The following is a 13,890-nucleotide window of genomic DNA, read 5'->3' as shown; positions in this document are numbered from 1 at the left end:
CCGACCGTCGCATTACCGCCTCTCCCGACCGTCCCTGCACGATCCTGTACCGCCACTGACGCCAGGCACACGTGGCTGCGGAAGGCCTGTCGCTCCGAAGTGCCGTACCTCCTGTCGCGACAGGCCCGTCCCGAAGAGCCGGTCAGGAGAACCTCCCGACCCCACTCACATACCGTCAGGCCGTGTGCAATGTCAGTCCGTACCGGTTCAGGATCTCGTTGATCGGCTGGTGCCAGGTCTCGCCACCGCTGCTGCAGTTGCCCCAGCCGCCCGACGTGACGCCCTGGGCCTGGTCCCCGCTGATGAACGAACCACCGGAGTCACCCGGCTCGGCGCAGACGCTCGTCTTGGTCATCTGATAGACGGCACCCTGGCTGTAGTTCACCGTCTCGTTCTTGGCCAGCACATTGCCGCAGTGCCAGTGAGAGGTGGAGCCAGAGCGGCAGATCGAGGCGCCGACGGGTGCCTCCGCGGAACCACGGACCAGTTGGTCGGAGACGGTACCCCAGCCGAGCACCACGGGGACGGTCCACCAGCCGTTGCCCACACTGACCCAGGCGTAGTCGTCACCGGGGAAGGACGATCCCTGGAAGTTGCCGATGGCCGAGCCGTCCCATCCGCTCACGCCCGCGCCCGCCTGACCGCAGTGTCCGGCGGTGACGAAGCCGCCGTACACGGAGAAGCCGATGGAACACCGGACGTTGCCCGTGTAGTACGGGTCGCCTCCCACTGTCCCGGCGGAGAAGGTCCTGGGTGCCTCGGGCGTCCGTTCCACCAGGACGGGGCCCGCCTTCTGAGCCCGTTCCACGAACTTCCGGACATCGTTGTCATCAGCTGCCGAAGCGACGACGTTCACGACGACCCGATTCGCCTTCGGATCGACGTGCCAGCTGCTGACGCCCTCCGGTGCGGACAGTTTGTCGAGCTGCGCCTTGGTCGCGTCGAGTTGCCGTGCACTGTGGCTCACCAGCCGGACGCTCGCCCCGGCGGCCTCTACCGCCTCGGCGCTCTTGGGGTCGTTGACGGCCACGGCGAGTTTGCCCGTGGCGGGCTCGAACCACGATCCGGCGTACGACGATCCAGCGGCCCGTTCGGCCTTGCTCTGTACGGCCGTTGCCGTCTTCTCCGCGGCAAGTCGCTCCCGCGCCTGACGTTCCGTCAGACCGAGGTCTCTGCGCATGGCGGAGATCAGTCCGTCGGCCGCCGGCATCCGATCGCCCTCAGCACGGGAAGCCGTGGACGGCGCGTTCACGGCGGATCCGGAGGGAGAGGCAGAGGCGGAGGCGAGGCCGGCGGTCGCCCAGGCTCCGACGACCAGAGTGGCGGCAAGGCTCGCACGTAAGGCTGTCATGCGTCTCAAGGGAATGGCCCTTCTGTTGTTCCGACATTCGTGGGGAGGAACAGCAGGCGTCCGAGAGGTCTCACCTGAGAGCGCTCTCAAAGTGTGCCGCAAGGGACTGTAGCCGAGCAGGCTTACCAGGTCCATGCCAATGAACCTGACGGCCCGACAATCGGAAGGACACCTCACTGATCATGTGGGTGGGCCCAGACGACCTGCCCAGCAACAGACGGCCGAGCCGCGGCGGTGGCGCGCCAGGAACGCACCCCGCCTCGTCGCCCTTGTCCGCGCCGGAGCACGCTTTCGAACGTGGCCGCCTCGTCGAATGTCCAAGAGCCCGCGCGGCGTGCACCCCCGAGACCGATGCCGGCCGTCGGCCACGGCCTCAGGTCACGGGCGCGGGAAGCGGGCGCGCATCGCGGTGATGGAGGTGTCCCGGGACGTGGGTCCACCGAACCGGAGACGGTCGTAGGCGGTGAACGCCGGTTCCAGCGCGTCGAGTTCATCGATCAAGGAGTGCAGCCGCTCCGCCCACTGCACTGAACCGGCACCCGGCTCGCTCGCTGCGGCACCGATCGCGGTCGTCACGTAGTCCTTGCGCTGAATGGCGGCCGGCGTCACCGAGCGCAGGCACACGTACTGTCCGCTGAGATACGAACTCCACTCGGCCTTCCCGGCAACCGGATCGACCCAGTGCGCGGTGAACCACGCTTCAAGTACGTCTACGCCACGGGCTTCGTCGGCGAGCGCGAACAGGTCGGCCGGCACCATCTCGGCACCATCGGAGCGCAGATATCCCGGAAGCGGCAGCCCCTGTCCCAGCATCAGCCGGCGGACCGTATCACTGCCGCGGCCATGGACGGCGCACAGTTCCTCCAGGGAGACGAACTGCGCGCTGACATACGCATCGTCCGCATCGGTCATCGGATGGTCACCGTTGACCTCGCGGAACCGCTCGGCGAGTTGCTGTTTCAGGGCCGTGTCCGGCATGAGGTGGTCCTCCGGCATCACCGGCGCGGGGGTGTCCCGCACGGGATTCCGCACGCTACCGGCCGAATGGTTCGGCACTCCCCGAACCATCGAACGCAGGACGCCCGAGGCACCCCCGCCCTCGGGCCACGCCCACGGACCCACAACCCCTGACGATCAATCCCTGTTCGGGACAGAACAGGGATGGGCGTGCCGCTTCCCCTGCACAGCCGAACCGCGCACCCCGGTCACCGTTCCGCTCGCACGGCCGGACCGCAACCACACGCCGAGTGCCGCCCTTGTGCGCGAAACCGAAAGACGGCTCAGCGCGTCGCGGTCGTAAGGTCGGCGCCGGTCTGCGCCTGTCCGCACCCCACCGACCACTCGGGAAGGTCTGGGGTGCGGACAGGGGCACGTGCGGTCGCGCTCCGTCCGTGCGCGGATCGGCTCAGCGCATGTCGAAGACGAGACGACCGGGCACCTTGCCCTTCAGCACGGCCTCGATCGACGCGTTGATGTCCTCAAGGCTCCGGCTCTCACGGACGACACGTGTGCGACCGAGCCGGTGCAGTTGGAACACCTCGGCGAGATCCTCGCGGGTTCCGACGATGGAGCCGACGATCTTCGTGCCGTTCAGCACCGTGTCGAAGACAGGCAGTTCGAGCTTGCCCTCCGCCGGGAGCGCCACCAGGACGAGCGTCCCCCCTCGGCGCAGCGCGCCATAGGCGGCACTGAACGATTCGTTGCTGACGGCCAGCGAGATGGCCGCGTCGGCACCCCCGAGCCGATGCGTCTCCTCGGCCACGTCCTGGACACGGGCGTCGATGACGTGGTCGGCGCCCAGTTCGCGGGCGAGGGCCAGCTTCTCGTCGGTGACGTCGACCGCGATCGTCTCGGCACCGAAGATCCGCGCATACTGCAGGGCGAGATGTCCCAGACCCCCGATGCCGGAGACGAGCGCGCGCGTGCCCGGGCGCGCGCCGGACAGTTTCACGGCCTTGTACGTGGTGACGCCGGCGCAGGACAGCGGTGCCGCGTCCAGTGGGTCGACACCGTCGGGCACCGGCACCACGTAGGTTCCGTGGGCGAGTGCGTACTCGGCATGGCTGCCGTCCACGGAGTAGCCGCTGTTCTGCTGCTCCAGGCAGAGCGTCTCCCAGCCTGAGACGCAGTAGTCGCAGTGTCCGCATGCCTCGCCGAGCCAGGGGATGGACACCCGGTCCCCGACCGCGAGACGTGTGACGTGTTCTCCGACGGCTTCGACGATGCCGATGCCCTCGTGTCCCGGCACGAACGGCGGGCTCGGCTTGACCGGCCAGTCACCTTGTGCGGCGTGAATGTCGGTGTGGCACAGACCGGAGGTCTCCATGCGCACGAGCACCTGGTGTCCGGCCGGCGTCGGCACCGGCCGCTCCTCGACCACGAGAGGCTCGGTGAAGCTGCGGACAACGGCGGCTTTCATGGATGACTCCTCCGCTTCGATCGGGCACGTCGGGCTGATCGGTCACCCCCGATGACACCTGAGGTGACAGAAGCCTCGAAACAGACTATTTCGAATGGCCGGATTCCGCTCCTTTGTGCGGCGTGTCCCGTGCCCGCTCCCGCCCCGTGTCCCGTGCCCTGTGTCCCGTGCCCGTTCCCGCCCCGTGTCCCGTGCCCGTGCCGCGTGTGCCGCATCCCGTGCCTCGCGCCCGGTTCCCACGCCTACGCCTGCACCGGCACCGGCACCTGCGCCCACTCACCGATGCCCGGTCGCCGGTCGCACGACCTGCGCGTGCGGCTACCCGCCCGCCCAGTCGCGCATGGCGGCCCGCGAGGAGAACGCGGCCACGTCCTTGTCGAGCGGATGGTCGGTGTACTGATGAATGCGCCAGGAAGCCTTGATCCTGGGCTCACCCGCGGTCACGTAATCAGCTATCCACAGACCGTCCCCCGCATAGGACGTGGTGTCGTGATGCAGCCAGAAATAGCGGTTGCAGTACAGCAGAACCCTGTTGTGGGGCCTCAGTCGCTTGACCTCGCGGATGAACTGGTCCTTCTCCGCATTGCTCGCGCGCGTGCCTTCCCCGTTCTCCTCCCAGTCCACAGCGAGCAGATCCCCCGCCTTCTCCGGGGCCTTGCTGACGAAGTACTTCGCCTGTGCCTGGATGTTGCCCGGCCAGAGGAAGTGGTAGAAGCCGACCACGCATTCCGCGTCCCTGGCTCGTTTGACCTGCGAGTCCAGATGCGGATTGACATACGAACGGCCCTCGGTCGCCTTGATGAAGACGAAGTCCAGTCCGGTCGTGTCGAAGGACGCCTGATGGGAGCTGACATCGACGCCATGCAGCATGGCACCGCCTCCAATGTGCTCGTTGATCCCTTTCTCTTTCTGTACGTGCCCGCAGTTGCCCGGTCCCATCCTCCGGGTGAACGGACGAATCGTTTTGCCATTACTCGGAATAGTCATCCACCGTGGGCAGTTGACGGAGCGACGAGAGCACGGCACGTACGACTGTCATCATCGAAGGGGCAGATCCATGAGAATCGGCATCGTCGGAGCGGGCAACATCGGCGGCAACCTCACGCGGCGCCTGACCGCGTTGGGCCATGACGTATCCGTCGCCAACTCGCGCGGCCCGCAGACCCTCACCGCACTCGCCGAGGAGACCGGGGCGACTCCGGTCACCGCCGCGGAGGCTGCTCGGGGAGCCCAGGTCGTTGTCGTCACCGTCCCGCTGAAGGCCGTACCCGCTCTGCCCTCCGGGTTCCTCGACGAGGCCGCGGAGGGTGCCGTTGTCATCGACACGGGCAACTACTACCCACAGCAGCGCGACGGTCGGATCGCCGCGATCGAGGACGGTCTGGCCGAGAGCCGGTGGACCGAGGGGCAGATCGGCCACCCGGTGGTCAAGGCGTTCAACGACACGTACGCGCAGGACATCCTCGACAACAGCCTCCCGAAGGGCACCCCCGGTCGTCAGGCCCTGCCTGTGGCCGGTGACGACGCCGCGGCCAAGCAGGTCGTACGCGACCTCATCGACGAACTCGGATTCGACACCGTGGACGCGGGTGGCATCGACGAGTCCTGGCGGCAGCAGCCCGGCACTCCCGTCTACAGCCTCCGGGGCGATGTCGAAGCCATTGCCAAGGCGCTCGCCGAAGCGTCTCCCGAGCGCACGGCGGAGTGGCGCGCCTGACGGACCGGGGCGTCGACAGCGGAAGGTTCACCGTGTCGCGGTGGCCGCCTGGGCCGGACCGTCGAGAAATCGCGGTCCGGCCCAGGCGGCCTTCGGCTCCGGCCCGCAGGCCACGCCTTTCATCCGCCGAGGTCGGTCGGTGTCGCGGGCGGCCCTCTCCACGGACCGCGGCTGCGTGAGGTCGACCTCGGCCAGAGCGTCGCGCGGATGCCGGATGCCGGATGCCAGATGCCAGATGCCAGATGCCGGCAAGTAAGCAAGGACGTCGTCTGCCGTGGTGCAGTCGCCGCGCGGAATCCGACGAGCGGATCGGTGCTACCGGACGTCTTCCGGTCGGGCCGGGAGGCTGTCCATGAACGAGCTGACGGAGAAGACTGCCCGCCCGGGGCCGGGCAGGCCGTAACCGGGAGGCGAGCTGAGCCCGTACTCCTCCATGGTCGCGCGATAGGCGTCCAGCAGGCGGATGTGGTACTCCAGCGGCGCCCCGTTCGGGTTGGTCTTCCCGAGCGGGGTGGTGGGCTCGGGGCACCAGGTGGTGAACCGAGGCGTGATGCCGTGCGACATGAAGTAGCGCAGGCCCTCGGTCGTCGATTCGATGGCCTCCTTCACCGTGGTGAAGCCGAAGGGCTCGGCCATCTCCACGCCCGCGACGAAATTGGGGATGACATTGCGGGGGCCGAAGACCTCCGCGGAGTCCAGGATGCGACGGTGCCACTCGTCGCGGCCCACGTAGCGCTCCTTGCCGGGGCAGTAGAGCTCGAACAGCCGGCGGTCCCACACCTCGTAGTTGGGGTGGTAGATCTGGACGCCGTAGTCGTGGAAACGCTGCACATCGGCCTTCGGCAGGGCCTGGGCCACGACCTTCCCGATCCAGCGACCGGGGAAGCGCTCCTCGATGGCCTTGGCGTACTGCCCGTAGAAATCGGCCTCGTCGCGGCCGCCGATGTGGGAGGTGATGGCACCGCCGGTGAGGGTGTAGGCGGTGGACGTCTTCGCGGTGTCGTACCTGTCGATGATGGCCAGCGCCTCCAGGACCTCCTCGACCGGCTTCACACCCGTGTACGGACGCCCGGCCGCCTTGTGCTGGCGCCAGTTGTGGTTGATGTCGCAGTACTGGCATTCCTCCTTCGCCCCGAAGTACTGGCAGACCCGGAAGACCGTGAGATAGATGAGATAGCCCCACTGGATGGTGGGTGCCACTTCCATCACGGACTTGCCGTTCTCCAGGGTGTGCCGGTAGTAGTCCGGCATGGGCGGCAGACCGACGTCGGAGATCCGCCTGCCGTCGAGGTACAGCCCGAGCACGCCGTCGTGGTCGGCCGCGACACGGTACGGAGACGCCGGGTTGACCCGCACCGACACGACGGTCCTGCGCAGTTCGTACGGACCTCCGGTGAGCACGATCTCCTCCGGGGGACGGCGGAGTGCGGCGGCGCCCAGCTCGGGAAGGGTTCCGTGGTCGAACGAGAAGATGAAGTACGACTTCGGCTTGACGTCACCTCCCTCGTTGTCACTGAGCGCGGACTCGTCGAACGCCATGCCGCCACGCAGCAGATCCTCCTTGATGACGGCTTCCCGGGGCACGTGCGGGAATCGCTCCATGAGGCTCTCGACCAGGCGGGTGCGGCTCCCGTCGGCGCGACTGTGGTCGGTGCGGCTGTGGTCGGTACTGCTGGACATGTGCGGGACTCCTCGGTCCGGTCGTCGACGGCGTTCCGGGAACGCCACCCTGGCCAACGAACCAAGGGCGTCGGCGGTGCCCGGCCGCACCGGCCGTTCACTCCGGTGCCAGGGTGCGTGGCCGCGCTGCCCGTGCCACGGTCCGTGCGGAGACTCACTTCCAGTGCGTGGGGCGGGTGAAAGAAGGCGGGAGTTTCGTCGCCGCGTCGCCCCTCGCGGCGTTGAGCTGGGCCTGGACGAGGAAAAGGCTTCCTGTCAGGTCCGCGCCTGCCAGGTCGGCGTCCCGGAAATCGGCCCCGATCACATCGGCCAGACGCAGATCGGCGCCCTTGAGATCCGCTGCTATGAGGTACGCGCCCCTCAGATCGGCCCCCCGCAGATCGGCGCCCCTCAGCCTGGCTCCGATGAGATCGGCGCCGCGATGGTCGCGCTTCTTCCCTCGGGGCGCCGTCGCTCGTACGAGTTCGCTGGTACGGAGCAGGAGGGCGGCCACGTCGTCGCGATGCGCGGCCACGTCCAGGTCCGTGAACGCGTGTGCCGGCAGACGGGTGAGGCGATCCGTTTCGTCGCGGGAGCTACGGATCTCGCCGTGCAGGGAGCGCGCCGGTTCCAGGGACAGTGCTTCGGTGAGGTACCAGAGCAGTTCGTGGAGCTGTCGCATGACCGGGAACACCTGGAACATCTGCCGGGCGGTGTGCGGGGCCCGACGCCAGTCCTGCCCGTCGAAGGTCTCGTGAGAGACCTTCTGGCCGGCTCCGAAGCAGTCGTACACGGTGCAGCCGGGGAATCCCCGGGTCCGCAGCTCGGTGTGGACGGCACAGCGGAAGTCCTCCCGCAGATTGCGGCAGGGCTCACCGGCACCCTTGTTGATCGCGAAGTCCGCGGACCGGGTCAGCGAAAGTGCGACGCAGCACAGTCCGAAACAGTTCGCGCAGTCGGCGCGCAGCGAGGCACGGTCGGTACCGGGTCCTAGGACGTGGTCGGGCACGGTGCGTGGATCCTCTGCGGTACGAAGCTGTCGGGCTGTCGGGCTGTCGGGCTGTCGGGCTGTCGGGCTGTCGGGCTGTCGGGCTGTCGGGCTGTCGGGCTGTCGGGCTGTCGGGCTGTCGGGCTGTCAACCCTATCGGGGCGCGTCACCCGTACGCGCCGATTTCGTGATCGCTCCAGGACGCCGCAGCCGCCGTAACGTCCGTTTCGCCCTGTTCCCTTGGCGAAAAGAGCGCCTCTTCATGCGTGTACGTACATCGTCTGCCGCCTCGTCCTCCTCCGGGTTCCCACAGGCCCGGCTCATTCGCAGGCTGGTCGTCGCCGTTCTCCTTCCGCTGCTCACCGTGGCGGGCGGCGCCCTGTTCGCGCCCGGGACGGCGATCGCCACCCCCGCCGCCGGGCTGCCGGGCACCATCGCGCATGCGGCCGTGTCCGGTCCGGACACCCCGTGCGCCAGCAGCGATCCGGTGGTCTGCTCGATCCGCGAGATGAATCCGCAGGAGTGGGCGGAAGCGCGCGAGGTACGGATCCGCTATCACCAACTGCTCGACTCCATGGAGCGCGTCGAGGACCGGATGCGCGCCGAAGGCCGTTCCGACGAGGAGATCGCCCGCGTGCTGGTCACCCTGCGCAACGAGGCCAAGGACATCACTCGCGCGGGTATGTCTCCGGAGGCCGTGCAGGCTCTGGAGGAACGCAACATGGCGAAGTACGGCAATCCGCTGGGCCCGACGGCCGACCAGCAGTTCGCCAAGTACGGCAGCTGGGCGGCGGTCGTCGACGCGGCGACCCGCAGCAATGCCGCGATCGACCGGGAACTGGGCCTGGAGCCGCGTCACTGATGTCCCCGACAGTGCTGCAGGACTACGACCGCCATGGCGCGGTGTGGGCGCTGGATCCGGCGTCCGGGCTGCTCACCCCGGCCTCCGGTCGTTGCCACGGTTTCGTCCACGTGCTGCCGCACAGCACCGGCACCGTTGCCGCCCTGTACGCGGACGATTCGGTGCTCTGGCTGCAGTACGGCGAACGCCGGTGGGACTGTGAAGAGGTGACCGTCCAGCATGTACAGCAGCCGGACGGCACCCGCGCCGTCACGGTCGACAGTCCCCCCGACGAGCCGTGGCAGGCGCACCTGCCCCCGCCGGACACCGGTCCGTTCGATCCGGCCTACGACTGGACGGACACCCTCGCGGACGACTTCTTCCTCTGGGTCGGCGAGCGACTGGCCGACGCGCCGCGGCGGGCCCTCCTGCGCGCCCACTTCCTCCGGGGCTTCGACCCTGTGTGACGACGCGGCCGGCGGACCGCACGCCCACCGGGCCGGGGGGTCCGAGGCGGTCCGTAAGGCATGCGCGCAATGATGGTGGTTATTACATCTTTGTTGGAGGTGGCCATGGACGCGACGCATGCACCGGTGGACGGCATCCCTGCCCGGCGGGTGCTCACGGATCCGGCCGGCCTTGCCCGGTATCAGCACGACGAGGCCGAATGGGCTCCCTACGGAACGCCGCTGGCCGTGGTGCGTCCGCAGAGCGCCGAAGAGGTGCGGGACGTGGTCCGGCACTGTGTGGCCCATCGCATTCCGCTGGTGCCGCGCGGTGCGGGCACCGGCCTGTCAGGTGGGGCGAACGCCGTCGACGGGGCGATTGTCCTGTCGTTCGAGGACATGAACCGCATCGTCCACATCGACAGCGCGGAGCGGCTGGCCGTCGTCCAGCCCGGAGTGGTCAACGATGATCTGCGGGCGGCCTGCGCGGAGCACGGACTCTGGTACCCGCCGGACCCGGCGAGCTCGCCCTGGTCGACGATCGGCGGGAACGTCGCGACCAACGCCGGCGGCATGTGCTGCGTCAAGTACGGCGTGACACGCGACTACGTGCTCGCTCTCGACGTGGTCAACGGGCTCGGCGAGGTCGTGTCTCTCGGCCGGCGCACTGCCAAGGGCGTCGCGGGATACGACCTGGCAGGACTGATGGTCGGGTCCGAGGGCACCCTTGGCGTGATCACGGAGATCACCGTGCGGCTGCGCCCGGCGCGGCCGCAGGAGCGGACCGTGGCGGGGTACTTCTCGTCCGTGGTCGCGGCCGGAGAGGCGGTGAGCGCCGTGACCGCGTCGGGCGTGATCCCCTCGGCGCTCGAACTGGTCGACCGTCACTGCCTCGCCGCCGTCGACGCATGGAAGAAGATGGGGCTTTCCGCCGACGCGGACGTGGTGCTGCTCGGCCGGGTGGACACGCCTGGTGCCGAGGGGGACGCCGAGGCCGAACTCGTGCGGGACTGCTTCGAACAGGCGGGCGCGACGTGGGCGGCGGTCTCCACGGATCAGCAGGAGGCCGATGCGCTGTTCCAGGCGCGGCGGCTGGCCTACCCGGCGCTGGAACGACTCGGTCCGGTGCTGACCGAGGACGTCTGCGTGCCGCGGACCGCGGTTCCCGAAATGCTGGCCAGGATCGAGAAGACGGCGGCCCGGCACGACATTCTGGTGGCCAATATCGCCCATGCCGGTGACGGCAACCTGCACCCGCTGATCATCACCCCACCGGGTGACGAAGCCGCTCGTGCGCGCGCCCAGTCGGCCTTCGAGGACATCCTCGACGACGCGATCTCCCTCGGCGGTACCGTGACCGGCGAGCACGGGGTGGGGCTGCTGAAGATGCGCGGCATGAACAAGGAACTGGGTTCCGCGGTGCTGGACATGCATCACGCGGTGAAAGCGGCGCTGGACCCGCACGGCATCCTCAACCCGGGCAAGGTACTCGGCCGGTCGCCGGCCGGTGGGGAGAGCGCTCCGAAGGCGTGACCAGGAAGCGGGGTGCGGTCGGTCCGCCCCACCTGTCCGTGGCGGTCGATGCCCTGTGCCCGGGTCTTTGCCCTGTGCCCGGGTCTTTGCCCTGTGCCCGGGTCTTTGCCCTGTGCCCGGGTCGTTGTCAGTGGGACGACGCACACTGGCAGCAGTACGGCACGGGCGGAGGGGACGCTGATGGACACCGAGCGCGAGTCCGGGTTCGAACCGGCCACCGGGGACGGTCCGGCGCCCCCGGCGGCGGACGGGCAGCGTGCCGCCTCGGTTCGGACGGCGTTCGAGGGGATGCTGCAGATCCGGCGGCTGACGAACACCGGGCACGCGACACCGGAGCGCGTGCCCGCCCCGTGGGAGAGGCATCGTCCGGTGCGGGCCGTCGCCCTGGCCCTGGAGGCGTCGGGCGTGACCGCTTCGGCCGTGGAGGGGTCCGGCCTGCGTACGGCGACCGGATACCGCGTGGCGCAGGGCGAGGCGTCGGTCAGCGTCAGGGTGGAGTGGGTCGGTCCGCCGGGGAGCGGGGCCGCACGTGCGGAGGAGGACGAGCTGGCCCGGTGCGCGGCTGTGCTGCGGGAGTGGGGCTGGACGGTGCTGGCCTACCGCGGACCGCGTCGCAGACGATTCCTTGAGGTCGAGCCACCGGCCGGTGCCCGACAGCCGAACGGAGGCCGGTGATCTCGCACGCGCCGCTGTGCGGGAGCGTTGTCAGACCCATGGGCGATGCTGGTGGATCCGACACCTCTGACCGGGAGATGCTGAGATGCGCAACGACGAACTCGCCGCGGCCCAGGCGTACGTCCGACTGCTGGAGGCCACTCGCGCCGCGCTCGCAGAACCTGATGACGGCCCCTTGTACGTACCGCTCCTCGCCTCACCGATGGCGGAGGCCGATGGCGCGCTGGAGCGGGCGGGGTTCTGTGGCAACGAATCCCGGTTCTTCGCTCTCGTGTGCGCGCTCCAGCCGAGCATGTCCGGCAGCGGTCACTGAACGAGCCTGTGGAGCGGCACCGGTTGCGGTGTGTTCCCTCGCCGGGCGGCCTGGTGGAGCGTCCCCGCCCAGCGGTCTGTGGGCGGACGGGCGGGCAGGCTGCAAGGCCGCTGTCATCGCGCCGGTCCTCTTCACCTCGTCGCTCCGATGCGTCACCATGCACTGGACGAGCCGGCGCACCGAGCGCTCTCAGGGCGACCCGGAGCGCTCCCGGTGTCTGTCGGCCCGCACGGAAGTCGCGCACGCCCCGCAGCCATCCCCCCTCCCTCGACACCTCGCCCCGGCGGGTGCATTGATTCACCCGGGAAGTAATTCATCACCGGACGACGCGACCTCCGCATGACCAGGAAGCTTTGGCCAGAGCTGACCCGTGATCGAATGAAACGATTCACACCCGTCCGGACACCCCCCGGTGAATGACGAAGGAAGGAAACCCATGACCGATCTCTCCCCCGCCGTGCTCGACAGCGCGCTCACCCGCCGTATCACGCGTCGCCGTACCCGGGTCGGTCTGGTCTCCGGTGGACTCGGCGCGTACTGGCCGCAGTTCCCCGGCCTTCTCGACCAGTTACGGGAATCCGCGCGCTTCGTGACCGCCCGGTTCGAGGAGATGGACTGCGAGGTCGTCGACGCCGGCTTCATCTCCGACCCGCAGGAGGCCGCCGGCGCGGCCGAGCGCCTGCGAAGCGCGGACTGCGACATCGTGGTCACCTTCCTGACGACGTACCTCACCGCCTCGATGGTCCTGCCGATCGCCCAGCGCACCCACACACCGATACTCGTCATCGATCTCCAGCCGACGGAGGCGATGGACCACCCGAACACCGACACCGGCACGTGGCTGGCGTACTGCGGGCAGTGCCCGCTGCCGGAGGTCGCCAATGCGTTCCGGCGCAGCGGCATTCCCTTCCGCTCCGTCTCCGGCCATCTGCGCGACGAGAACGCGTGGAACCGGATCCGCCGCTGGATCTCCGCCGCACAGGTGCGCGGCGCGCTGCGCCACGGCCGGCACGGGTTGATGGGCCACCTCTACCCCGGGATGCTCGACGTATCCACCGATATGACGCTGGTCTCCTCCCAGTTCGGCGGGCATGTGGAGGTGATCGAATTCGACGACCTGCGGGTCCGGGTAGCGGCCGTGACGGACGAGGAGACCGCCGGACGTGTCGCACTCGCGCGTACGCTCTTCACTCTCGACTCCTCCGTCGACGAGGACGATCTCGCCTGGGCCGCCCGTGTGTCGGTCGGGCTGGAACGCCTCGTCGAGGACTTCCGGCTCGACAGCCTCGCCTACTACCACCGGGGGCTGGAGGGCGAGGTCCACGAGCGGCTCGGCGCGGGCATGATCCTCGGTGCGTCGCTGCTGACCGCCCGCGGCATCCCCATGGCCGGGGAGTACGAGCTGCGCACCAGCCTCGCCATGCTGATCGCCGACACCATCGGCGCCGGCGGCTCGTTCACCGAGTTCCAGGCTCTCAACTTCCGCGACCGGGTCGTGGAGATGGGCCACGACGGCCCTGCCCACCTCGCGATCAGCGCACGGGATCCCCTGCTGCGCGGACTGGGCGTGTACCACGGAAAACGCGGCTGGGGCGTCAGTGTCGAGTTCGACGTCAGGCATGGTCCGGTCACCACGTTCGGCCTCGGTCAGGAAGCGGATGGCACCTTCACGTTCATCGCATCCGAGGGAGAAGTCGTCCCGGGGCCCCTGTTGGAGATCGGCAACACCACCTCGCGTGTCGACTTCGGCTTCGACCCCGGCGAGTGGACCGACGCCTGGTCGGCGACCGGCGTCGGTCACCACTGGACTCTCTGCACCGGCCACCGCGCCAAGGACTTCAAGGCGGCAGCGGACCTGCTCCGGATCCCGTTCCGTGCCGTCACCGGCCCCGACGACCTCTGAATCGGCCGGGGATTCCGGTCCGCCCGACTCCGTCCGGATCCCCTT

Annotated in this window: 13 protein-coding genes; 7 read left to right on the top strand and 6 right to left on the bottom strand. The window is 68.9% G+C overall.

All coding sequences use genetic code 11. The annotated features are described in order from the left end of the window. Nucleotides 1-175 precede the first annotated feature (175 nt). From ACFVUT_RS02915 to ACFVUT_RS02900, 4 genes are all read right to left on the bottom strand, one after another. Nucleotides 176-1,351 carry a S1 family peptidase gene (locus ACFVUT_RS02915; RefSeq protein WP_389643206.1) on the bottom strand — a complete coding sequence of 392 codons (1,176 nt, stop codon included), beginning with the start codon at nucleotides 1,349-1,351 and terminating at the stop codon, nucleotides 176-178. 378 nt (nucleotides 1,352-1,729) lie between these two features. Beyond that, nucleotides 1,730-2,329: a DUF6058 family natural product biosynthesis protein gene (locus tag ACFVUT_RS02910; RefSeq protein WP_389643203.1), complete on the bottom strand. Its 600-nt coding sequence runs from the start codon at nucleotides 2,327-2,329 to the stop codon at nucleotides 1,730-1,732. A 427-nt stretch (nucleotides 2,330-2,756) separates the two neighbouring features. Next, nucleotides 2,757-3,770, bottom strand: coding sequence for an alcohol dehydrogenase AdhP (adhP, locus tag ACFVUT_RS02905; protein WP_389643201.1), 1,014 nt, complete (start codon nucleotides 3,768-3,770; stop codon nucleotides 2,757-2,759). Between the two features lie 318 nt (nucleotides 3,771-4,088). Further along, the gene (locus ACFVUT_RS02900; RefSeq protein WP_389643199.1) at nucleotides 4,089-4,640 is read right to left on the bottom strand and encodes a GH25 family lysozyme; all 552 of its coding nucleotides are present in this window, start codon (nucleotides 4,638-4,640) and stop codon (nucleotides 4,089-4,091) included. Here ACFVUT_RS02900 and ACFVUT_RS02895 point away from each other — a divergent pair. Continuing rightward, nucleotides 4,639-5,487, top strand: coding sequence for an NAD(P)-binding domain-containing protein (locus tag ACFVUT_RS02895; protein ID WP_389643196.1), 849 nt, complete (start codon nucleotides 4,639-4,641; stop codon nucleotides 5,485-5,487). The genes ACFVUT_RS02900 and ACFVUT_RS02895 overlap by 2 nt on opposite strands. Nucleotides 5,488-5,802: 315 nt before the next feature. Here ACFVUT_RS02895 and ACFVUT_RS02890 read toward each other — a convergent pair whose 3' ends face one another. Next, nucleotides 5,803-7,167, bottom strand: coding sequence for a radical SAM protein (locus ACFVUT_RS02890; RefSeq protein ID WP_389643193.1), 1,365 nt, complete (start codon nucleotides 7,165-7,167; stop codon nucleotides 5,803-5,805). Nucleotides 7,168-7,321: 154 nt separating this feature from the next. After that, nucleotides 7,322-8,155, bottom strand: coding sequence for a pentapeptide repeat-containing protein (locus tag ACFVUT_RS02885; protein ID WP_389643190.1), 834 nt, complete (start codon nucleotides 8,153-8,155; stop codon nucleotides 7,322-7,324). Nucleotides 8,156-8,396: 241 nt separating this feature from the next. Here ACFVUT_RS02885 and ACFVUT_RS02880 point away from each other — a divergent pair, with 241 nt between their 5' ends. The 6 genes from ACFVUT_RS02880 to ACFVUT_RS02855 all read left to right on the top strand — a co-directional run bounded on the left by ACFVUT_RS02880 (nucleotide 8,397) and on the right by ACFVUT_RS02855 (nucleotide 13,845). Next, a complete protein-coding gene (locus tag ACFVUT_RS02880; protein WP_389643187.1) occupies nucleotides 8,397-8,996 on the top strand; it encodes a hypothetical protein in 600 nt (199 codons plus the stop codon). Further along, a complete protein-coding gene (locus ACFVUT_RS02875) occupies nucleotides 8,996-9,442 on the top strand; it encodes a hypothetical protein (protein WP_389643184.1) in 447 nt (148 codons plus the stop codon). Before ACFVUT_RS02880 ends, ACFVUT_RS02875 begins: the two co-directional genes overlap by 1 nt. Before the next feature lie 105 nt (nucleotides 9,443-9,547). Further along, the gene (locus tag ACFVUT_RS02870; RefSeq protein ID WP_389643181.1) at nucleotides 9,548-10,954 is read left to right on the top strand and encodes an FAD-binding oxidoreductase; all 1,407 of its coding nucleotides are present in this window, start codon (nucleotides 9,548-9,550) and stop codon (nucleotides 10,952-10,954) included. A 180-nt stretch (nucleotides 10,955-11,134) separates the two neighbouring features. Beyond that, nucleotides 11,135-11,629, top strand: a complete 495-nt coding sequence (locus tag ACFVUT_RS02865; protein ID WP_389643179.1) for a hypothetical protein — start codon at nucleotides 11,135-11,137, stop codon at nucleotides 11,627-11,629. A gap of 85 nt (nucleotides 11,630-11,714) precedes the next feature. Then, entirely contained in the window at nucleotides 11,715-11,942 is a 228-nt protein-coding gene (locus tag ACFVUT_RS02860; protein ID WP_389643177.1) for a hypothetical protein, read from the top strand. Nucleotides 11,943-12,378: 436 nt separating this feature from the next. After that, nucleotides 12,379-13,845 carry an arabinose isomerase gene (locus ACFVUT_RS02855; RefSeq protein WP_389643174.1) on the top strand — a complete coding sequence of 489 codons (1,467 nt, stop codon included), beginning with the start codon at nucleotides 12,379-12,381 and terminating at the stop codon, nucleotides 13,843-13,845. The last annotated feature ends 45 nt before the right edge of the window (nucleotides 13,846-13,890 follow it).

It is taken from the genome of Streptomyces sp. NPDC058051, from assembly GCF_042885475.1.
GTDB lineage: Bacteria > Actinomycetota > Actinomycetes > Streptomycetales > Streptomycetaceae > Streptomyces.
This window is presented reverse-complemented; position numbering and strand designations above follow the sequence as displayed.